This is a genomic window from Micromonospora sp. NPDC048843, from assembly GCF_040649965.1.
Taxonomy (GTDB): domain Bacteria; phylum Actinomycetota; class Actinomycetes; order Mycobacteriales; family Micromonosporaceae; genus Micromonospora; species Micromonospora hortensis.
This window is the reverse complement of sequence record NZ_JBEZGJ010000136.1, coordinates 1-20,467: the sequence shown is the minus strand read 5'-3', so window position 1 is coordinate 20,467 and position 20,467 is coordinate 1. Positions and strand designations below refer to the sequence as shown.

General features: G+C 71.7%; 20 protein-coding genes. 10 read left to right on the top strand and 10 right to left on the bottom strand.

Annotation, left to right across the window (positions count from 1 at the left end; translation table 11 throughout):
• Nucleotides 1-82 precede the first annotated feature (82 nt).
• From AB0C20_RS26505 to AB0C20_RS26490, 4 genes are read right to left on the bottom strand one after another with little or no spacing between them, the layout of a single operon-like run.
• Complete coding sequence (locus AB0C20_RS26505; protein ID WP_357568970.1) at nucleotides 83-406, bottom strand: DUF3140 domain-containing protein; 324 nt, start codon at nucleotides 404-406, stop codon at nucleotides 83-85.
• The gene (locus AB0C20_RS26500) at nucleotides 393-611 is read right to left on the bottom strand and encodes a DUF2945 domain-containing protein (RefSeq protein WP_357190367.1); all 219 of its coding nucleotides are present in this window, start codon (nucleotides 609-611) and stop codon (nucleotides 393-395) included. The genes AB0C20_RS26505 and AB0C20_RS26500 overlap by 14 nt, the downstream gene beginning before the upstream one ends.
• A gap of 36 nt (nucleotides 612-647) precedes the next feature.
• Entirely contained in the window at nucleotides 648-1,253 is a 606-nt protein-coding gene (locus AB0C20_RS26495) for a Uma2 family endonuclease (protein ID WP_357190365.1), read from the bottom strand.
• A 54-nt stretch (nucleotides 1,254-1,307) separates the two neighbouring features.
• A complete protein-coding gene (locus tag AB0C20_RS26490) occupies nucleotides 1,308-2,114 on the bottom strand; it encodes a class I SAM-dependent methyltransferase (RefSeq protein WP_357190362.1) in 807 nt (268 codons plus the stop codon).
• 494 nt (nucleotides 2,115-2,608) lie between these two features.
• Between AB0C20_RS26490 and rpsA the strand changes: the two genes are divergently transcribed.
• Together rpsA and coaE are read left to right on the top strand one after the other, a co-directional pair.
• On the top strand, nucleotides 2,609-4,120 hold the full coding sequence (rpsA, locus tag AB0C20_RS26485; RefSeq protein ID WP_124815727.1) for a 30S ribosomal protein S1: 1,512 nt from the start codon (nucleotides 2,609-2,611) through the stop codon (nucleotides 4,118-4,120).
• Nucleotides 4,121-4,263: 143 nt separating this feature from the next.
• Nucleotides 4,264-5,445, top strand: a complete 1,182-nt coding sequence (coaE, locus tag AB0C20_RS26480; protein WP_357190359.1) for a dephospho-CoA kinase — start codon at nucleotides 4,264-4,266, stop codon at nucleotides 5,443-5,445.
• 8 nt (nucleotides 5,446-5,453) lie between these two features.
• Here coaE and AB0C20_RS26475 read toward each other — a convergent pair whose 3' ends face one another.
• Entirely contained in the window at nucleotides 5,454-7,394 is a 1,941-nt protein-coding gene (locus AB0C20_RS26475) for a hypothetical protein (protein ID WP_357190357.1), read from the bottom strand.
• Nucleotides 7,395-7,600: 206 nt separating this feature from the next.
• Between AB0C20_RS26475 and uvrB the strand changes: the two genes are divergently transcribed.
• The 4 genes from uvrB to AB0C20_RS26455 all read left to right on the top strand — a co-directional run bounded on the left by uvrB (nucleotide 7,601) and on the right by AB0C20_RS26455 (nucleotide 12,114).
• Nucleotides 7,601-9,709, top strand: coding sequence for an excinuclease ABC subunit UvrB (gene uvrB, locus AB0C20_RS26470; RefSeq protein WP_124858842.1), 2,109 nt, complete (start codon nucleotides 7,601-7,603; stop codon nucleotides 9,707-9,709).
• Between the two features lie 82 nt (nucleotides 9,710-9,791).
• Complete coding sequence (locus AB0C20_RS26465) at nucleotides 9,792-10,601, top strand: helix-turn-helix domain-containing protein (RefSeq protein WP_357190355.1); 810 nt, start codon at nucleotides 9,792-9,794, stop codon at nucleotides 10,599-10,601.
• Nucleotides 10,602-10,691: 90 nt separating this feature from the next.
• Complete coding sequence (locus AB0C20_RS26460) at nucleotides 10,692-11,060, top strand: VOC family protein (protein ID WP_357568969.1); 369 nt, start codon at nucleotides 10,692-10,694, stop codon at nucleotides 11,058-11,060.
• A 196-nt stretch (nucleotides 11,061-11,256) separates the two neighbouring features.
• The gene (locus AB0C20_RS26455) at nucleotides 11,257-12,114 is read left to right on the top strand and encodes a helix-turn-helix transcriptional regulator (RefSeq protein ID WP_357190352.1); all 858 of its coding nucleotides are present in this window, start codon (nucleotides 11,257-11,259) and stop codon (nucleotides 12,112-12,114) included.
• A 123-nt stretch (nucleotides 12,115-12,237) separates the two neighbouring features.
• Here AB0C20_RS26455 and AB0C20_RS26450 read toward each other — a convergent pair whose 3' ends face one another.
• Complete coding sequence (locus tag AB0C20_RS26450; RefSeq protein ID WP_357190350.1) at nucleotides 12,238-12,531, bottom strand: antibiotic biosynthesis monooxygenase family protein; 294 nt, start codon at nucleotides 12,529-12,531, stop codon at nucleotides 12,238-12,240.
• A gap of 117 nt (nucleotides 12,532-12,648) precedes the next feature.
• On the opposite strand from AB0C20_RS26450, the gene pnuC reads away from it, so the two are divergent.
• The 3 genes from pnuC to AB0C20_RS26435 all read left to right on the top strand — a co-directional run bounded on the left by pnuC (nucleotide 12,649) and on the right by AB0C20_RS26435 (nucleotide 15,737).
• Nucleotides 12,649-13,305: a nicotinamide riboside transporter PnuC gene (gene pnuC / locus AB0C20_RS26445; RefSeq protein WP_357568968.1), complete on the top strand. Its 657-nt coding sequence runs from the start codon at nucleotides 12,649-12,651 to the stop codon at nucleotides 13,303-13,305.
• A complete protein-coding gene (locus AB0C20_RS26440) occupies nucleotides 13,302-14,426 on the top strand; it encodes an AAA family ATPase (RefSeq protein ID WP_357568967.1) in 1,125 nt (374 codons plus the stop codon). The genes pnuC and AB0C20_RS26440 overlap by 4 nt, the downstream gene beginning before the upstream one ends.
• Before the next feature lie 312 nt (nucleotides 14,427-14,738).
• Nucleotides 14,739-15,737 (top strand): TerC family protein, encoded by a 999-nt coding sequence (locus AB0C20_RS26435; RefSeq protein WP_238685543.1) that lies wholly within the window; start codon nucleotides 14,739-14,741, stop codon nucleotides 15,735-15,737.
• Nucleotides 15,738-15,795: 58 nt separating this feature from the next.
• Here the strand turns inward: AB0C20_RS26435 and AB0C20_RS26430 are convergent, their stop codons facing one another.
• Nucleotides 15,796-16,719 carry an NlpC/P60 family protein gene (locus tag AB0C20_RS26430; RefSeq protein WP_357190344.1) on the bottom strand — a complete coding sequence of 308 codons (924 nt, stop codon included), beginning with the start codon at nucleotides 16,717-16,719 and terminating at the stop codon, nucleotides 15,796-15,798.
• A gap of 59 nt (nucleotides 16,720-16,778) precedes the next feature.
• Nucleotides 16,779-17,876: a dipeptide epimerase gene (locus AB0C20_RS26425; protein WP_357190342.1), complete on the bottom strand. Its 1,098-nt coding sequence runs from the start codon at nucleotides 17,874-17,876 to the stop codon at nucleotides 16,779-16,781.
• A 44-nt stretch (nucleotides 17,877-17,920) separates the two neighbouring features.
• Between AB0C20_RS26425 and AB0C20_RS26420 the strand changes: the two genes are divergently transcribed.
• Nucleotides 17,921-18,718 carry a tyrosine-protein phosphatase gene (locus tag AB0C20_RS26420; protein ID WP_357568966.1) on the top strand — a complete coding sequence of 266 codons (798 nt, stop codon included), beginning with the start codon at nucleotides 17,921-17,923 and terminating at the stop codon, nucleotides 18,716-18,718.
• On the opposite strand, the gene AB0C20_RS26415 is transcribed toward AB0C20_RS26420, so the two are convergent.
• Nucleotides 18,687-19,388, bottom strand: a complete 702-nt coding sequence (locus AB0C20_RS26415; RefSeq protein WP_357568965.1) for a lysoplasmalogenase — start codon at nucleotides 19,386-19,388, stop codon at nucleotides 18,687-18,689. The two genes, AB0C20_RS26420 and AB0C20_RS26415, sit on opposite strands and share 32 nt — an antisense overlap.
• Nucleotides 19,389-19,463: 75 nt before the next feature.
• Nucleotides 19,464-20,315 carry a serine hydrolase gene (locus AB0C20_RS26410; RefSeq protein WP_357568964.1) on the bottom strand — a complete coding sequence of 284 codons (852 nt, stop codon included), beginning with the start codon at nucleotides 20,313-20,315 and terminating at the stop codon, nucleotides 19,464-19,466.
• Between the last annotated feature and the right edge of the window lie 152 nt (nucleotides 20,316-20,467).

Here is a 20,467-nt window from a genome sequence, read left to right as displayed (position 1 = left end):
GCTGCGCGAGGTGTTCCAGCAGCTCGTAGCCGCCGGAGTATTGGTCATGACCGGAGGGCACACCCTACGGCTCTACCCGCCGCTAACCGCCGACGCAGCGCCACTTGGTGTCGCGGACGTTGCCAGAGGGGCGCTGCGCCATGTGCCGGCGTACGTAGCCGACGACCTTGCGCATGTGCTTGTAGTCGCCGTCGGACAGGTCACCCCGTTTGCGACGGAGCAGGTTGATGATCTTCCGCCCGGATTCGTGTCCGACGGACTCGCCACCACCAGCTCGACCGCCCTTGTGCCAGCCGACCTGCTTCGACTCGTCGGTCTCCAGCCATGTGGACAGCTCACCGGGCTTCATGTTCACTGCTTCGGTGAACTCCCGGTAGGTGTCCCGGCCGTCGTCACCTCTGCTCATGGCGCAGCGCCTCGGGGCGGTGGGCCACGTCGCGGCCCGTGCCGTCACTGCGGACCCGGTACTGCGGGTCGTCGGGGCCCGCGTTCACGGCCCGCCCACGGATCCGTGTCCGCTCGGTGATCGTCCCCCGCACCACGCCGTACGCGCGGCTGCCGTGGGCCGACCAGGAGACATGGTCGCCCTCGTGGAATCTCTGTTCGGCCATGGTCCTCGGCTACCCGGGGCGGCCACTGCGAAACGACTACGGGGTGATCTCGGCGACCGGCAGCTTGATCTCGAACGGCTCGGTCAGGTCGATCAACTCGGCACCGTCGGCGACCAGCTCGTACTGCCGCTCACCGCCCGGCCCCACCCGGTCGCCGATCCGGTACGCGTACACGTGCACCGGATCCTGCTCGATCCGCCAGAAGAACGGGATGCCGGCGGCGGCGTACTCGCCCGGTTTCGCGAACCGGTCGATCCGTCGCGTGCCGGGCGAAACGATCTCCACGGCGAGCACGACATCCTGCGGCAGCAGCGAGGACCGGTCGGACGGTACGTCGGAGCGGCACAACAGGACATCCGGGCGCCGGATGGTGTCGTGACCGAGCTCGACCGCGACGGCCTGGGTGGCCCGGATCTCCGCCGGCGCGTGGCTTCGCAGCCACCTCCAGAGCAGGCCTGAGATGTCCTGGTGACCGAGGGTCGGGAAGGGCACCACCTGGAGGGCTCCGTCGACGAGTTCGACGCGCCGGCAGTCGTCGTCCGGCAGGCTCTGCAGGTCCGCGACCTGATAGTCGGCGCGCTGTTGTCGTGCCGGGTACGGACGCCAGCGGTCCGGTGGTGTCGGATTCGGCCATGCGCTCACCGGGGGACCGTAGCGCCGGTGACGGGCGGCCCCGTCGCACCCGGCGTGCGGCGCTCACCCGGCGGGCTTCTCCGTCACGAAGATGGCGGTGCCCGGGAAGAGTCGTCCGCGCAGCGGGCTCCACTGCCCCCAGATCCCCTCGTGTCCCTCCGGCCACTCCGGCTCCACCAGGTCCACCAGCCGGAACCCGGCGCCGACCAGCTCGCGGATCCGGTCGCCGAGGGTGCGGTGCTGCTCGACGTAGGTGGCCACGCCGCTCTCGTCCTGCTCCACGTACGGGGAGCGGTCGAAGTACGAATGCACGGCCGTCAGGCCGCCCTCGCCGGGGTCGTCGAGGAAGATCCACCGCATCGGGTGGGTCACCGAGAACACCCACCGGCCGCCCGGGCGCAGCACCCGGTGCACCTCGGCGAACAGCGCCGCCGAGTCGTCCACGAACGGGATCGCGCCGAACGCGGTGCAGGCGACGTCGAACGACCGGTCGGCGAACGGCAGGGCGAGCGCGTCGGCCTGCACCAGCGGTACGCGTACCCCGGTGCGGTCGGCGGCCTCGGCGGCGTGCCGCAACATGCCGGCGGACAGGTCGAAGGCGACCGGCCGGGCACCCTGGGTGGCGAGCCAGCGGGCGGCGGCCGCGGCGCCGGCGCCCACCTCCAGCACCCGCCGCCCCGACACGTCGCCGAGCAGCCGGGCGTCGGCCTCGCGTAGGCCCTCGGGGCACCACACGAAGTCCACGTCGCCGAGGAACGCGCCGTGTTCGGCCTGGTAGGCGTCGGCGTCGGTGTCCCACCAGCCGCGGTTGGCGCGCCGGGCCTCGGCGTCACCCACCCGGCGCCGGGTAACCCGGCTGTCGTCATCCACGCGCTCACGCTAGGCCCCACCCACCCCATTGGGTGCGGCGGCGCGTCCACGATCTGAGCGACTCCTTCGCGCGGCGGGCTTGAGCGGCCCGTCTTCGGCGACGTCGCGGTGTCCGAGCCGCTTGGACGCACCGACATCCGAAGAACCGAGTCGATCAAGTGCGGTGGCGGTGGCGCGGTCGGCGGGGCGGGAGGGGCTGCTGTGACGCAGGAGACAGCAGGGGTGTTTTCCGGGCGATTGTTCGGCTTTCGCAGGTCATCGCACGAAGAGAACCCGGGAGGGCTTGCACGCTGTGGTAATGCGCACGGTAGGCTAGACGATGCGCTCGCGGATCGCGTTGCCTCGGCAGGGAGCAGGTGCGCGGTCGACGGAGCCACATCATGATCTCACTAGGCGATCGTTCGGTGTGCCCGGCGACGGATCCGCTGGCGCGAACAGGTCACTGCGACACACCAGCCTGCTGTGACAACCCACCGACCGGAGCAACCGCCCACATGACGAGCAGCATCGAGGCCCCCTCGAGCGCCACCCGGGTCACCCACGACGATCTCGGTTCCGAGGAGGCATTCCTCGCCGCGATCGACGAGACCATCAAGTACTTCAACGACGGCGACATTGTCGAAGGCACCGTCGTCAAGGTCGATCGGGACGAGGTCCTGCTCGACATCGGCTACAAGACCGAGGGTGTCATCCCCTCTCGGGAGTTGTCGATCAAGCACGACGTGGACCCCGCCGAGGTTGTGACTGTTGGCGACCACATCGAGGCCCTGGTTCTCCAGAAGGAGGACAAGGAGGGTCGTCTGATCCTCTCCAAGAAGCGGGCACAGTACGAGCGGGCCTGGGGCACGATCGAGAAGATCAAGGACGAGGACGGCGTCGTCCGCGGTTCGGTCATCGAGGTGGTCAAGGGCGGCCTCATCCTCGACATCGGGCTGCGCGGCTTCCTGCCCGCGTCCCTGGTCGAGATGCGTCGTGTGCGTGACCTGCAGCCGTACGTCGGGCGGGAGCTCGAAGCCAAGATCATCGAGCTGGACAAGAACCGCAACAACGTGGTTCTGTCCCGCCGGGCCTGGCTGGAGCAGACGCAGTCCGAGGTGCGCACCGAGTTCCTCAACAAGCTGCAGAAGGGCCAGGTCCGCAAGGGCGTCGTGTCCTCGATCGTCAACTTCGGCGCCTTCGTGGACCTGGGCGGCGTCGACGGTCTGGTGCACGTCTCCGAGCTGTCCTGGAAGCACATCGACCACCCGTCCGAGGTCGTCGAGGTGGGCCAGGAGGTCGAGGTCGAGGTCCTGGACGTCGACCTGGACCGCGAGCGTGTCTCGCTGTCGCTGAAGGCGACCCAGGAAGACCCGTGGCGGCAGTTCGCCCGCACCCACGCGATCCAGCAGATCGTGCCGGGTAAGGTCACCAAGCTGGTTCCGTTCGGTGCGTTCGTCCGCGTGGACGACGGCATCGAGGGCCTGGTCCACATCTCCGAGCTGGCCGAGCGCCACGTGGAGATCCCGGAGCAGGTCGTCCAGGTTGGCTCCGAGGTCATGGTCAAGGTCATCGACATCGACCTGGAGCGTCGCCGGATCTCGCTGTCGCTCAAGCAGGCCAACGAGGGCTTCGTCGAGGGCGAGGAGCACTTCGACCCGACCCTCTACGGCATGGCCGCGACGTACGACACCGAGGGCAACTACATCTACCCCGAGGGCTTCGACCCGGAGACGGGCGAGTGGCTCGAGGGGTACGACAAGCAGCGCGAGACCTGGGAGAACCAGTACGCCGAGGCTCGTCTGCGCTGGGAGGCCCACACCAAGCAGGTGCAGACCTCTCGGGCCGCCGACGCCGAGGCTGCTGCCAACCCGACTCCGGTCGTCCCGGCCGCTGCCGGTGGCGGCGGCGGTGGCACCACCTCCTCGTCCAGCCCGGCCCCGAGCCGGCAGGCCGAGGAGCCGGCCGGCACGCTGGCCACCGACGAGGCGCTCGCCGCTCTGCGGGAGAAGCTCGCCGGCGGTAAGTGACCCGCTGAACGACGACGGGCCCCGTCCCCGCGATCTCCGGATCGCTGGGGGCGGGGCCCTCGCCGTACCCGCCGCCAGCCGTGCGGCACGCTCGACCGGGGATGGGTTTGGCGGCGGGCTTGTCGATCCGGTTGACTGTTCGGGTGCTGAGGGTGGGGTTGACCGGCGGGATCGGGTCAGGCAAGAGCGCGGTGGCCGCGCGGCTCGTCGAGCGGGGCGCGGTGCTGATTGACGCCGACCGGGTGGCCCGGGAGGTGGTGGCGCCGGGTACGGACGGGCTGGCCGAGATAATCGCCGCCTTCTCCGACGCTGTGGTGGACGCCGACGGCGCACTGGACCGTGCCGCGCTGGGAGCTGTGGTGTTCGCCGACGTGACCGCCCGCCGTCGGCTGGAGGCGATCACCCACCCCCGGGTTCGGGCCCGCACCGCGGAGTTGGCCGCAGCGGCGGCACCCGACGCGATAGTCGTCAACGACGTACCGCTGCTGGTCGAGGTGGGTCTCGCGCCGACGTACCACCTGGTGGTCGTGGTGCAGACGGCCGTGGCGACAAGACTGGAGCGGCTGGCGCGCGACCGGGGGATGGGTCGCGCGGAGGCCGAGCGGAGGATCGCCGCCCAGGCCGACGACGCCCGCCGCCGGGCGGCGGCGGACGTGGTGCTGACAAACGACGGGAGCCTGACGGCGCTGCACGACGCCGTCGACAGGCTCTGGAAGCAGCGGTTGGTGCCCTACGAGGACAACCTGCGCCAGCGGCGGGTGGTCCCCCCGGACGCGGCCGAGTTGGCGGGGGCCGACGCGAGTTGGCCGGAGCAGTACGCGCGGCTGGCCGCCCGGATTCAGCACACGCTCGGCTCGGATGCCCTACGCATCGATCACATCGGTTCGACGGCGGTGCCCGGCCTGGCCGCCCAGAACGTCATCGACGTGCAGGTGGCGGTCGCCAGCCTCGTCGACGCCGACGGGCCGTTGGCCGATCGGCTGGCGAGCGCCGGGTTTCCGCGGGTGCCGGGGCAGTGGTGGGACGACCCGCGCCCGGCCGGCAGGGGCCGGTGGGAGAAGCGGTTGCACGGTAGTGCGGACCCGGCCCGCCCGGTTCGTCTGCACGTGCGGGTGGCGGACTCGCCGGGTTGGCGGTACGCGTTGCTGATGCGTGACCACCTGCGTGCCGACCCGGATCAGCGGGCCACGTACCTGCTGCTCAAGCGGGATCTGGTCGACGCGGCGCCAGAGGCCGGCGATTCCGGCACGGCGCGCAACCCGTGGTTCGACGAGGAGTACCTGCGGGCCGAGCAGTGGGCCGCGCAGACCGGCTGGCGCCCCTGAGGCGTCGGTCAGCGGCCACCGGGTCGAGGGGTCGGAGACCGAGGGGCCGTCGGTCGAGGGGCGGCGGGCCGCGGGTTGGCGGCCAGTCGGGGCACGACGGCGGGCTGGAGATCCAGGTGTGCCCACGCGCCGGCGTCGGTCTGCACCTCGAGCCGGCGGAGCGACCCGTCCCGGTCGAGCCAGTAACGCAGCCGCGCGTCGGCCGGACCCGACTCGATGACGTCCACCGTCCGTCCGGCGGTGACGTCCTCGCGTACCCGCACGGCCGCGCCGCGCTGCCCGACCGACCCAGCGGCGATTGCGGCGTCGACCAGCACGCTCAGGTCGTCCCGGGCGGGCCGGGAGACCCGCCATCCTCCGGCCGGGGGTGGTAGCGGCGGCCGGGCAGGCGCCTCCGCGGTGCCGCCGGCGTCGGCCGCCGGCAGGTCCGCCCGGGCCAGACCGGCGGCGTCGCGGCGCAGCAGGGTCCGGCGGTCCGGTACGCCCAGGTCGGCGACAGCGAGGTACGCGGTACGCGCGGTCCAGCTCAACCAGCCGGTGCCCCGCAGGTTCGTGTCAGTGCCCACCGGTGCGGTCAGCGTCACAGTGGCACCGCCGTGGGCTCGGAGCCGGGCCGGCAGCCGGTCGAGCCGACGTTGCTCGGCGTCGGTCAGCGCGCGGGGCAGACCGGGGCGGCCGCCTAATGCGTCCACCGGTCGAAGTGTCGGCCGGTCCGCGCGGTTGAAGATCATCGTGATCGCACCGGTGCCGGGCAGCACAGTCACCAGCTTGTGCAGCCGGGCGTCCTGGTCGAGCCAGAACCGGGTCTGTCCGTGCGGGGCGGGCGTCGCGGCGCTGGGGGTGCCGATGGCCGTGCTGGCGGCTGGCGCGCCGCTGGGCAGTGGTGCCTGAATGACGTCCAGTGGGCCAGCCGGGACGGCCTCGCGGGCGATCCAGCGCGCCCCGTCGGACGCTGCCGCCCGGGTCGCGGTGTCGGGGCGGTCGGCGGCGAGATCGAGGAGCAGGTCGAGCACCGGTGCCAGGTGCGCCCCGGGTGCCAGTCGGTGCAGCCGCCACCGGTCCGGCGGGGGCATCAGCGGTGGTGCGGCGGGAGTGGGCACCGCCGCCGGATCGGGCCGGATCACCAGCACCGGGCCGCTCTTCTGCAACAGCCCTCGTTCGGCACCCGCTCCCGGCCCGCCCACGTCGAGGTAGAGCAGGGACCGGGACCAGTCCACCCAGCCCACCAGCTCGATGCGGGCGGCGCCGGTGCCGGCAGTGACCCGTACGCCCGCGCGCAGGTCCCGCAGGTTGGTGACCCGCACGGCGGCCAGCCGCTCGCCCTCCGCCAGGGTCAGCGGTCGGGCCGGCTCGGGCGGGTCGGGCGTCCAACTCAACAGCCCGAGCACCAGCGCCGTCGCGGACGTCACAGCCGTTAGACCGAGCAACAGCAGCACCGTACGACGACGACGGCCGGCCGAGGGCGGCCCGGTGGTGTCGGCGGTCTCGCTGTTGTCGGCGGTGTCCGAGGTGTCGTCGCGGCGGGTGGTCCCGCGGTTCTCCGCGAGGCTTCGCTCGGCGGCGGCCCGCCGCGTGTCGTCGGTCTTGCGGCCGGCGGCGGCTCGGCGCGCGCCACCGGCGGACCGGCCGGCTGTGGACCTGTTCCCGGTGTCGTTGGTTCGGCCGGCCTTGGACGTGTTCTTGGTGTCGTTGGTTCGGCCGGTCGCCGAGGCACCGCCGGCCGAGCCGGTGCGGTGCCGCCCGCTGCCGCTGGCCGGGCTGCCACCGCTGGCCGGGCCGCTGCCGGTGCTCCCGGCCTCCGGCCGGGGTGTGGCGGTGCGGGCGGTGTCGGGCGCCGGGGTCGGAGAGGTGTCCACGGAGATGAAACGGGCGGGAAGGCACCGGGGTGACGAGCAGGGGCGCTCGCGGCGGCCGGTCTGCGCCTCGAGCGCGACCACACGGGTGCGCACGCCGGACGAGCCGGGTGCTGCGACCGCAGTGCCGGGGGTGACCGGCCGTGATGTTGGCCTGGCCACCGGCCCGGTCGGCCGCCGCGAGCGGCCTACATGAAGAGGGTAGTCCCGGTGACATGGGCCACACAATGGGAATATTGAAGCCGATCACGTACCTGGCGTGACGGCCGTTCCTGTCGGACCTCCGGCGTACCGTTGATGGCATGGCGCTCGACATTCCCCGGCTGGACAGCCGCTTCCAGGTCGTCAGTGACTTTCAGCCGGCCGGCGACCAACCGGCGGCCATCGATGACCTTGAGCGTCGGGTTCGGCGCGGCGACCGCAACACGGTTCTGCTCGGCGCGACCGGCACCGGCAAGAGCGCCACCACGGCGTGGCTGATCGAACGGCTGCAACGCCCCACCCTGGTGCTCGCCCCGAACAAGACGCTCTGCGCGCAGTTGGCCAAGGAGTTCAGCGAGCTGCTGCCGCACAACGCTGTCGAATACTTCGTCTCGTACTACGACTACTACCAGCCCGAGGCGTACATCCCGCAGACCGACACCTACATCGAGAAGGACTCCTCGATCAACGAGGAGGTGGAGCGGCTGCGGCACTCGGCGACGATGTCGCTGCTCACCCGCCGCGACGTGATCGTGGTGGCTACCGTCTCGGCGATCTACGGCCTGGGCACTCCGGAGGAGTACCTCAACCGGGCGGTGAAGGTGCAGATCGGGCAGGAGCTCGACCGCGACCAGTTGCTGCGCCGGCTGGTCGACATCCAGTACACCCGCAACGACATGGCCTTCCAGCGGGGCACCTTCCGGGTCCGCGGCGACACGCTGGAGATCATCCCGGCGTACGAGGAGCTGGCGATCCGGATCGAGCTGTTCGGTGACGAGGTGGAGAAGCTCTACTACCTCAACCCGTTGACCGGTGACGTGGTCCGCGAGGTCGACCAGCTGGTGATCTTCCCGGCCACCCACTACGCGGCCGGACCGGAGCGGATGGAACGGGCGATCCGTGACATCGAGGTGGAGTTGGCCGAGCGGCTCGCCGAGCTGGAGCGGCAGGGCAAGCTGCTGGAGGCGCAGCGGCTGCGGATGCGCACCACCTACGACATCGAGATGATGCGGCAGGTGGGCTTCTGCTCCGGCATCGAGAACTACTCGATGCACATGGACGGGCGGCTGCCCGGCAGCCCGCCGCACGCCCTGCTCGACTACTTCCCCGACGACTTCCTCACTGTGGTCGACGAGTCGCACGTGACGATCCCGCAGATCGGCGGCATGTACGAGGGCGACGCGTCGCGCAAGCGGATGCTCATCGACCACGGCTTCCGGCTGCCCAGCGCTGCCGACAACCGGCCACTGCGTTTCGACGAGTTCCTGGAGCGGGTCGGCCAGATGGTCTACCTATCCGCGACCCCCGGCACCTGGGAGATGGAGCAGGCCCAGGGCGAGTTCGTCGAGCAGGTGATCCGACCCACCGGTCTGGTCGACCCGGAGGTCGTGATCAAGCCGACCAAGGGCCAGATCGACGACCTGATGCACGAGATCAAGCTGCGGACCGACCGGGACGAGCGGGTGCTGGTCACCACGCTGACCAAGAAGATGGCCGAGGACCTGTCCGACTACCTCCTGGAGAACGGCATCCGGGTGCGCTACCTGCACTCGGAGGTCGACACGTTGCGCCGGGTGGAGCTGCTGCGCGAGCTGCGCAAGGGCGACTACGACGTGCTCGTCGGCATCAACCTGCTCCGCGAAGGTCTGGACCTGCCCGAGGTGTCGTTGGTGGCGATTCTCGACGCCGACAAGGAGGGCTTCCTGCGCAGCGGCCGGTCGCTGATCCAGACCATCGGGCGGGCCGCTCGTAACGTCTCCGGCCAGGTGCACATGTACGCCGACAAGATCACCCCTTCGATGGCGGCGGCGATCGACGAGACCGATCGGCGTCGGGCCAAGCAGATCGCGCACAACGAGGCGCACGGCATCAGCCCGGAGCCGCTGCGCAAGAAGATCCACGACATCCTGGACGACATCTACCGCGAGGCGGAGGACACCGAGAACTCCCGGGTCGGCGGCGCGGTGCGTCAGCTGTCCCGAGGGAAGGCGCCGGTCAAGGAGACCCGCAGCCGGAGCCGGTCCGCCGCGAGCACCACCTCACGGGAGGGGATGGCCCGCGCCGACCTCGCCCAGCTCATCCAGGAGCTCAACGACCAGATGTTGGCCGCCGCTCGCGAGCTTCAGTTCGAGTTGGCCGCCCGGATTCGTGACGAGGTCTCCGACCTGAAGAAGGAGCTGCGCGGCATGGACGCCGCCGGCGTGAAGTGACTGTCACCCGGTCGGCCCCGCCCAGCGCACCGCTCGGGCCCGGCCGACCGGGGCACGCGAAGGGCGGGCACTGTTGACGGCGGTGGCACCGATCGGCGAGATGGTCCTCGGGCTGCCTGACGCCAGCCTGCGTCCCTTCGTCGACAGGTACGTGGGCTACCGGGAGCGGGCGGACGTGCCACTGGTCCGCCGGGAGTCGGCGGGCGTCTTCGTGGTGCTGATCCTGGGCTGGGGCGCTCCGCTGGACGTGACCGACCCGCGTAGCGCGCAGCGTGGCGTCACAGCTGTCGACTCGTTCGTGGCCGGCACCTTCGACAGTTGGTGCACCACGCGCACGGTGGGCGTGGGGGAGGGCGTCGAGCTGCTGCTCGCTCCCCTCACTGCCCGCCGGCTTCTCGGCCTGCCTCTGAGTGAGCTGACCAATCGGGCCGTCGGCGTCGGGCAGCTCCCGGGCCGTTGGCTGGATCGGCTGCGCGGCCGGCTCGCCGAGGCCCCCGGCTGGTCGGAACGATTCGACCTGCTCGACCGGGTGCTCGCCGCCCGGCTGGCGGCGTCCCCGCCGGTGGACCCGCGGCTCGACTGGGCGTGGCGGTGGCTGACCGCCAGCGGTGGGCGGGGGAGCGTCGGTGTGCTCGCCGACGAGTTGGGCTGGAGCCGCCGGCACCTCACGTCCCGGTTCCGGCAGGAGGTCGGCCTGCCGCCCAAGATGGCCGCCCGGCTGCTGCGTTTCCAGCAGGCTCATGCCGCCTCGACCCAGGCCGGCGGGGCCGGGCGAGGAGTCGACTGGGCCGCTGTGGCGGCGGGCTGCGGCTACTACGACCAGTCCCACCTGATCCGGGACTTCCACGAGTTCGCGGGGGCCACACCGGCCGCGCTGCTCTCCGGGCGCTGACGACCGCCGGCCGACCGGAGCCGGGTCGGCGACCCGCCGAGGTCACATTCGTCCAATCCGGAGCCGTGCCGCCGGCCGCAGAATCGGGTCATGCGAACCATCTATCCGATCTTCCGTTATCCCGATCCCCGCGCCGCGATCGACTGGCTCGGTGCCGCCTTCGGTTTCCGGGTGCATGCCGTGTACGAGGCGCCGGACGGTACTGTCGCGCACGCCGAACTGGTCCTCGACACCGGCATGATCATGCTGGGTGGTCGGGCCGACGCCCGGCCCCGGCCGGCCGACGACGACTGGTCGGTCTACGTGGCCGTGCCGGACGTCGACGCCCACTGCGCCCAGGCCCGCGCGGCAGGCGCCGAGATCATCCGCGAGCCGTTCGACACCGACTACGGCTCCCGTGACTACGCAGCCCGCGATCTGGCCGGCAACGTCTGGTCCTTCGGCACCTACCGACCCTGAGCCCGGCCATGCCGATCGGGGACGGGTGACCCGCCGGAGCCAGCCTTCGCTGCCTAAAACCACACTGACCTGCGGAAACGGTGTGTGCGGGCTGGTCCGGACGGCCGACGGCGTCGAATGCCCTGATTGCGGTGCGCGAGCGAGCTATTGCACTGGGTGATCGTCCTGCGTAGTCTCCCTCGGTGGGGAGGCCGGGATGCCGCTGCCAACAAGTCCTGTCATTCGACGTGCACGTCTCGGCGCAGAGCTGCGCCAACTCCGTCGGCGCGAGTCGCTGACCCTGGAGCAGGTCTGCGACCGGCTGGGCTGGGCCTCGACGTCGAAGCTGTCCCGCATCGAGCTGGGTCAGAGTCGCCCGGACCTCGCCGACGTGCTCGATCTGCTGGATGTCTACAAGGTGCCCACGCCGGCCCGGGAGGCGCTGATCGTCATCGCCCGGGACGCGGCGACCAGTCGAGGCTGGTGGAAGACGCTGGGCGAGATGAGCGAACGGCAGCGCACCTACGCCGAGTTGGAGGCGGGCGCCGCCGACATCGTCGAGTACCAGCCGTCGGTGGTGCCGGGGTTGCTCCAGACGCCCGCGTACGCCCGGGTGTTGGTCACCGCCGGCGCCCAGCTCACGCCGGAGGTCGATGTGGAGGCCGAGGTGCGCGCAAGGGCGCTGCGGCAGGAGGTGCTGCGGCGGGCCTACCCGCCGCGCTACACGGCGGTGCTCGCCGAGGCCGTCTGCGACCCGGGTGACCTGCCGGTGGCGGTCTGGCGTGAACAGCTGCGTCATCTGGTAGCGGTGACCGGCCTGTCCCACGTCACGGTGCGGCTGTTGCCGCGCGGAGTGGCCGGTGGCGGGCTGCATCCACTCACACCGTATTCCTGCTACGCCTTCCCCGACCCGGCGGACCCGCGCACTGTCATGCTCGAGGCCTTGACCACCGACGTCCGGTTGGCCACGGTGATCGACGTCGACCGCTACGAGCGGATGACCGCGGCGCTGCTGGCCGCGGCGCTGTCACCGGAGGAGACGGTCACAGTGCTGGCCCGCCGCGTCGGCGAGTGACGGCTGACCGGTGCCCCACGGTGAGGCGCCGCGCGGCCACCGGGCCCGGCGCCCCCGAGCCCGTCGGGACCGGCGGCCGGCGCGTGCGTCCGGCACGATAACCGTGGGGTACGACAGCTCGGCTCAGGCCGGTACGTCGAGGAAGTGTTCGACGACTGGCGGTCCCGCGAAGTGCGGCCCGATCAGCGCCCGCCACTTGTCGAACCGATCGGTGGCCCGGAAGTTCTTCTCGTGCGCCTCGACCGAGTCCCATTCGACGAGCAGCACGAAGCGGGTCGGTGACTCGATTCCTCGGGTCATCCGCACGGACCGGCAGCCGGTCGCACCGGCGAGCACCGGGTGACCCTCGGCGTACGCGGCGGCGAACGCGTCCTCGTGTCCGGGTAGTACGTCGATCAGCGCGACCTCAAGCACCATGTCGGACAGCCTCCCACGGGGGTCGGGGCAGTCGGTGTCGCGGGTCTGTGCCGGACCACTGCCTGGACTCCGCCTCGGCTCGACGGAGGACGTTGACACGGACCCTAGGGTGGCCTCGTGATCATCGACTGGCTCACCGGCACCGCGTTTCGGGTGGCCGGTACGGGCACCACCTGGGCCGAACTGCTGGGGTTCGTGACCGGTGTGCTCAACGTGTGGTTGGTGGCCCGGCAGAAGATCGCCAACTGGCCGATCGGCATCGCCAACGTGCTGCTGCTCATGGTGCTGTTCTGGACCGCCGGGCTGTACGCCGACGCGGGGCTCCAGGTCGTCTACGTCGCGCTCGGCTGCTACGGCTGGTGGCACTGGCTCTTCGGGGGTGAGCGGCGCACCCGGCTCACTGTGAGCCGGACGGGGCGGCCGGAGTGGCTGGCGCTGGCCGCCGCCGGGCTGCTGCTCACCGGCGCGCTCTGGGTGCTGCTGGACCGGGCCACCGACTCGACAGTGCCGCTGCCGGACGCGATGACCACGACGCTTTCCTTGCTGGCCACGTACGGGCAGACCCGCAAGCGGGTGGAGAGTTGGTGGCTCTGGATCGCCGCCGACCTGATCTACATCCCGTTGTACGCGTACAAGGGGCTGCACCTGACGGCAGTGCTCTACCTGGTCTTCCTCGCCCTGTGCGTACTCGGGTTGCGCGCCTGGCGCGCCGATCTGCGTCGGGCCGACCGGCCGAGCGCGATCCCGCCCGGCCCGGCCCCGGTCACCGCGTGAACGCCGAGACATCCGGCCCCGCGCCGGCACCACGCAAGCCGGCGCGTCCGGCCGCAGCGGAGTTCGGGCACGGGATGGTGGTCGGCAAGTTCTATCCACCGCACGCCGGGCACCACGCGCTGATCCGGGCCGCCGCCGCCCGCTGCGCCGAGGTGACAGTCGTCGTGGCGCCCTCGCGTCGGGAGTCCATTCCGCTCCCGCTTCGCCTCGACTGGATGCGCGAGGTGCACGCGGACACGCCGTGGGTCCGTTTCGTCGGCCGGTACGACGACCACCCGGTGGACTACGCCGATCCGGCGGTCTGGGACGCGCACTGCGCGGTGTTCCGCGAGGCGGTCGGGCCGGGGTCGGTGGACGCGGTCTTCTCCTCCGAGGCGTACGGGGCCGAGTTGGCGCGCCGCTTCGACGCCGTACCCGTGTCGGTGGATCCGGATCGGCGGACCGTGCCGGTGTCCGGGACGGCGGTGCGCGCGGACCCGGCGGGTCACTGGCGGTGGCTGAGCCCGCCGGTGCGGGAGTGGTTCGTCCGGCGGGTGGTGGTGGTCGGGGCCGAGTCGACCGGGACCACGACGATGGCGGCGGCGCTCGCCGGGCACTACGGCACGTCCTGGGTGCCGGAGTACGGCCGGGAGTTGACAGCTCGCAAGCTGGCCCGGTTGCGGGAACGAACACCGGAGGCGACCGTCTTCGACGTCACCTGGGATCCTGACGACTTCCGCGCTGTGGTCCGCGAGCAGCAGGCGGCCGAGGACGCGGCGGCCCGGACGAGCGGGCCGCTGCTGGTCTGCGACACCGACGCGCGGGCGACGGCGGTGTGGGAGGAGCGCTACCTGGGCAGCGCGTCGGAGGAGGTACGGGCGGCGGCGCGCCGGCCGGCGCTGTATCTGCTGACCGACCACCGGGGGGTGCCGTTCACCGATGACGGGTTGCGCGACGGTGAGCACCTGCGGGCCTGGATGACCGAGCGCTTCCGGGCCGAGCTGGCCGGGTGCGGGGTGCCGGTGGTGGAGTTGGCCGGGTCGCACGCCGAGCGGTTGGCCCGAGCGGTGCGGGCCTGCGACGACCTGCTCGCCGCCGGCTGGCCGCTCGTCGACCCGATCGCCGCACCAGACATGCACTAGCCTCCTAGGATGCGTCAGGCGGTGTGGCGCGTCGAGCGGTGTCCAGCACCACCGGGTGCCCGGGGTGTGATCACGGGGCGTGGTGGGCAACAATGGTCACCGAGGAGGGGAGTATTCCCCCGCAACGGAGTCGTCAGCACGGTCGATCGCCGGAACCACGGCGCCCGACCCGGCCCCGTAGGTCGCCGCCCCTTTCCGGGGCGACGGCGGAAGAGACCTCCGACAGTCACCAGAGTGAGCGACAGCGGCACGCCGGCTCCCGCAGGGGCGTACGGTGTGCCCGACGCCGCGTGTCTGCCGGAGGAATGAACGTTGGACGTGTCCGGATTGGTGTGGGCGGGAACGCTTGTCGCACTGACTGCGGTCCTGCTCGTCGACCTGTTGATCATCGGTCGGCGCCCGCACGAGCCGAGTGTGCGGGAGTCGAGCCTCTGGGTCGGCTTCTACGTCGGTCTCGCCCTGCTCTTCGGTGTGGGTGTGTGGCTGACCTCCGGAGCCAGCGCGGCCGGCCAGTTCTACACCGGCTGGCTCACCGAGTACAGCCTCTCGGTGGACAACCTCTTCGTCTTCGTGATCATCATGGCCCGCTTCGGGGTGCCTCGGCAGTACCAGCAGAAGGTGCTGCTCGTCGGCATCGTGCTGGCGCTGGTGATGCGCGGCGGGTTCATCGCCGCGGGTGCGGCGCTGATCACACAGTTCTCCTGGGTCTTCTACATCTTCGGCGCGTTCCTGATCTACACCGCGGTGAACCTGGCCCGGCAGGGTGAGCCGGACGAGGACGAGTTCTCCGAGAACGTGCTGATCCGGTGGAGCCGCAAGGCGCTGCCGATCTCGAAGGACTACGACGGGGCGAAGCTCACCACCCACGTGGCCGGCAAGCGGCTGTTCACCCCGATGCTGATCGTGATGATCGCGATCGGCACCACCGACCTGATCTTCGCGTTGGACTCGATCCCGGCGATCTTCGGCATCACCCAGGAGCCGTACCTGGTCTTCACCGCGAACGTCTTCGCGCTGATGGGCCTCCGGCAGCTCTACTTCCTGCTCGGTGGCCTGCTGGACCGGCTGATCTACCTGAGCTACGGCCTGGCCGTCGTGCTCGGGTTCATCGGGGTCAAGCTGGTGCTGGAGGCACTGGCCGACAACAAACTGCCGTTCATCAACGGTGGCGAGCACGTCGGCTGGGCGCCGCACATCCCGATCTGGTTGTCGCTGCTGGTCATCATCGGCACCCTGGGCGTCGCCACCGCCGCCAGCCTGATCAAGTCCTCCCGGGACCGGCGTCGCGAGTTGGCCGACGCCCGACACTGACCGGTCACCGGCCGGGTGCGGACACGCGCCCGGCCGGTGCAGGCTCGACCGACGCGTCCTAGACCCGGTGCGCGCTAACCAGCGTGGCTGTCCGGTCGGCCTGCAGTTCCTCTTCGATGACCCGCCGCCGCCGGTAGCAGGCGTGCAGCATCCGGCGCTGGCCGCCGTCGCCGGGGGCGGCGGTGACGATGCCGATGTGGTGGATCTTGCGGCCCGGTCGGGCGAAGAAGTAGAGATCGCCGGGGCGTTCCGCGCCCAACGACAGCGGGGTGGTGGCCACTGCCTGATCGTCGGCGTCGCGGGGCAGCAGCACCCCGAAACGCCGCCAGGCCAGATGCACCAGCCCCGAGCAGTCGATGCCGTGTGCGGAGAGACCGCCCCAGATGTAGACCACGTCCAGCAGGCGTTGTGCCACAGCGAGCGCCTGCGCGGCGGCCGGCGACGCGGCCGCCGACGGGACCAGGTGGCTGTCGGGCAGCCAGAGCGGGGTGGACCGGCCGGGGACGTGCACCGGCCGCCAGTCGTCGAGCGCGGGGCCGGCCGGGACGAGCCGGGTGCCGACGACGACGCCGGGCAGCACCACCGGCCCGTTCGGGGCGGCGTGCAGGCCAGTGACGGTGGCGTCGACCACCAGCGGGTGGTCGGTGCTGGTGTGGGTCGGGTCGAGAACGGTCAACTGCTCGGCGGGGAGCCAGCCCGGGTAGCCGCGGGGGTCCAGCTTGGCGGCTGGTTGTTCGACGGCGACGACCCGGGCCCAGCCGTCCGGGCGTAGCTCGCTGACGAGGACCCGTTCGCCGAGCAGGAGTTGGCTCAGCACGCAGTCGCCGACCTGCTGGTCGGTATCCATTCCCGAGACCCAGCTCGGGATGTCGGCGCCGGCGGTCAGCGCCGGACGGTCGACCGGGCGGACGGCCTCGGGGGAGGTCCACAGCGTCGCCACGGCGACCCGGACGACGGCCTCGCGGCCCGGTTGCAGCTCCACGTCAACCCCCAGATCGTGTCGGCTGTCCAGGGGAACCCTATGAAAGAAACCGACAGTCATCAACCATGCGCCTGCACTTTTGCTTCAGCGAGGCCGGAGATGCCCAGGCCAGGGGCGTCCGGAAGCACCACTGTCGCCCCGTCGTAGCGGATGCCGCCCTGCACCGGTGACCACGCCAGCCACCAGGCGGCGTCCAGGTCGGGGACCGCTGTGGTGCCGTACGCGGCGACCAGACTCGCGGCTGCCCCGATGCCGACCTGGCTCTCCATCATCGAGCCGACCACAGTGCCGAGCCCGTGCGCGGTGGCCAGGTCGAGGAGGGTACGGGCCGGATGCAGCCCACCGCACTTGGCCAGCTTGACGTTGACCAGGTCGGCGGCCCGGCGGCGGATCACCTCCACCAGGTCACGGACCCCGAAGACCGCCTCGTCGGCCAGGATCGGCACGGACACCCGGTCGCTGACCCAGGCCAACCCGTCCAGGTCCCAGCGGGCCACCGGCTGCTCGACCAACTCCACGTCGAGCCCGGCGTCCTCGATGCCGCGGATCACCCGGACCGCCTCCCGGGGCGTCCAGCCCTGGTTGGCGTCCAGCCGGATCCGGGTGCCGGGGCCGACGGCCGCCCGTACCGCCCGCACCCGGTCCAGGTCACCGGCCGCGTCGGTGCCGACCTTCAACTTGAGCACGCCGAAGCCGTCGGCCTGCCGCTGCCGTGCCGCGGTCGCCAGGTCCACCGCGTCGCCTGCGGCGAGGGTGACGTCCGTCGGGACCCGCAGCGTGGTGCCCCCGAGCAACCGCACCAGGGGTACGCCCAGCCGCCGCGCGGCGAGGTCGTGCAGGGCGACGTCCACCGCCGCCTTCGCGGCCTCGTTGCCGACCACGGCGCGCTGCACCTCGGCGCAACGGGTCACCAGGTCGTCCGGGTCACGGCCAATCAGCTGTGGGCCGAGCAACTCGCGGACGCACGCCTGCGCGCCGGCGACCGACGCGCCGGTGACCTGCCAGACCTGGGGCGCCTCACCGAAGCCGGACCGGCCGTCGCTGTCGACGAGTTCGACGACCAGGGTGTCCACTGTGGTGGTACGGCGCAGCGCGGTGACGAACGGGGTGTGTAAGGGGGCGGAAACCCGGTGGGTGCGTACCGCCGAGATCGTCATGTGAGGCACCCTATACAAAGGTTCACCGCGGGAGGGGAGACCGGATGACCGGGCAGGGCTGGGAGCTGGTGGGTGCACCGAACGCGCGTGACCTGGGCGGGCTCGTCGGCGCGGACGGGCGGCGGGTCCGGGTCGGCCAGTTGATCCGTACTCCGGCGCTGGGTCGGCTGACCGACGAGGACCTACCGGTGCTGGCGAAGCTGGGGCCGGCGTGCGTGGTGGATCTGCGCGACGCCTCGGAGATCGCTGTCGCGCCCGAGGACCGGTTCGCCGGTGAGCCACGGGTGGTGCGCCTGCCGGTGCACGACGCGGAGCACCCGGTCTTCACGTACGTCTCGGCGGTGCTGCTCGGTCACGACCTGGACGCGTACGCGGAGCTGGCCCGGCAGGGCACGGCGGGGGCGATGGCGGCGATCTACCGCTGGTTCGTGACCGGTGAGTCGGCGCGGGTCGGTTTCGCCGAGGCGGTGCGGCTGGCGTCCCGGCCGGAGAATCTGCCGCTGCTCTACCACTGCTCCGCCGGCAAGGACCGCACCGGTTGGTTGACAGTCATCCTGTTGACGGCGCTCGGGGTGGACGACGCGGCGATTCGCGCCGACTACCTGCGCAACAACGAGCTGACCGACAGTCTGCGGGCGGTGATCGTCGAGGCGATGCGTCGGCGGAATCCCGAGTTGGACGTCGACGCGGTGTTGCCGGTGCTGGAGGTCCGCGCCGAGTATCTCGACGCCGGTTACGCCGAGGTGCGTCGGGTGCACGGTTCGTTCGACGCGTACCTGCGCGACGGGCTGGGGCTCACCGAGGCCGACCTCAGGGCGTTGCGGGCGCAGTTGCTGGAGTGACAGGTGCGTCGGTGGGCGTGCCGGCGCGGGCGGCGAGGCCGGTGACGATCAGTGCCTGGCCGGCGGCGTAGGTAGCCATGACCAGCACCGGCGCGCCGGTTGGTTGGGCCACCTCGGCCACCCCGGCGGCGATCAGCAGGTCGGAGCCAAGGAAGAGCGCGGCGCCGAGACCGACCCGCCAGCCCTGGGTGGCGGCGGTGCTGGCCATGGCGGCCAGCGCGATCGCGTAACCGGCCACCGGTAGGGCCAGCCCGACGTCGGTCAGCCCCGCCCACATCCAGGTCAGCGCGACGACGGTCAGCACCGCGTACCCCAGGGGCACGGCGACCAGCGGCGTGCGACGCAGCGCTGTCGCTGCGCCGTGTCGGGTGAAGGCCGCGAGGTAGCAGAGGTGCGTGCCGAGGAAGCAGGCCATGCCGGCGAGGAACCAGCCGGGGCCGTCGATCATCAGGGCGACGTCGCCGCCGGTGGCGAAGGCCAGCGCGGCCAGCAACAGCCGGTCCGGTCGGGCCGCGCGTTCGGCGCTGACCCGCCAGAGGTACGCGGCCAGCAGCGGCATCAGCAGCGGCTTGGTCAGGAGGAAGGCCAGGCCGCCGCCGGTGGCGTTGGCCAACAGGTTCGCGGCCGTCACGACGAGGAAGGCGATCAGCACTGTGCGACTGCGGGGCATCGGCGGCTCCGGGGTGGGGGTGCGAGCAGCGTAGCCGCAGTCGGCGGCGCTGGCCTCGCCGCCGAGGCTGTCGGGTCAGAGTTGGTGGCGGGCCGCCCAGACCTGCGCCGAGATGTGCGCGAGCAGCAGGCAGGCGTCGTCCTCCACCTGGTCGTCGCCGTCAGACAGGTCGGCGGTGGTGCAGACGGCGATGAGGTACGGCGGGGCGTCGTCGGGCAGCACCAGGCCGGCGCCGTGACGGACGCCGCGCACCCAACCGTTCTTGTGCGCGATGCGGGTGCCAGTGGGCAGGCCGGCGGCGAGGTCCTCGCGGTGTTCCTGGGCGAGCAGGACGTCAAGCATGGTGGCGCAGGCGGCCGGTGAGGCGAGTGGGCCGGGGGTGTCGGCCCCGGTGGCCAGGGCGCCGAGTAGGGCGGCCAGGTCGGCGGCGGTGACCGTGTTGGTGATGCCGGCCTCGCGGGCGGCGAAGTCCTCGATGCCGCGGCCGGTGACGCTGTTGCGGGCGCCGGCGAGCGCCCAGACCTCGGCGACCGCGGGTAGCCCGACGTGGCCGAGGACGAGGTTGGTGGCGAGGTTGCTGGAGCGCACGATCATGCGGTCGGCCAGCCAGCGCAGCGACGCGGTGCCGCCGATGCGGTCCCAGACCGCGTCGTCGTTGTCGTAGGGCTGCGCGTTGGCGAAGCGGGGTGCGCCGGGCTGGGCGGAGGCGAAGTCGTTGACGACCGGGACCGGGGCGTCCAGGTCCAGGGTGCCGGCCTCGGCGGCGCGGTGCAGCGCGGCGAGCACCGCCACCTTCATGGTGCTCGCGGCGTAGTGGCCGGCGTCCGCGTGGCGGGTCCAGGTCGGCGGGGCGTCGAGTCGCCCGACGTACGCGGAGACGGTGCCGGGCACCCGGTCCAGGTGGGCGTCGAGATCATCCCAGGTCATGCCGGTGACCGTAGCGGATCAAGCGGGGGTGGGCTCGCGTAGCCGTCGGGGGAAAGACGACGGGCGCGGGGGGGGGGGGCGGCCGCCCGACCGTTGCGCACCTGCTCGATCGGCGCCCAGAAAGCACCGCCGTCGTCGTCCGGCGGGTCGCC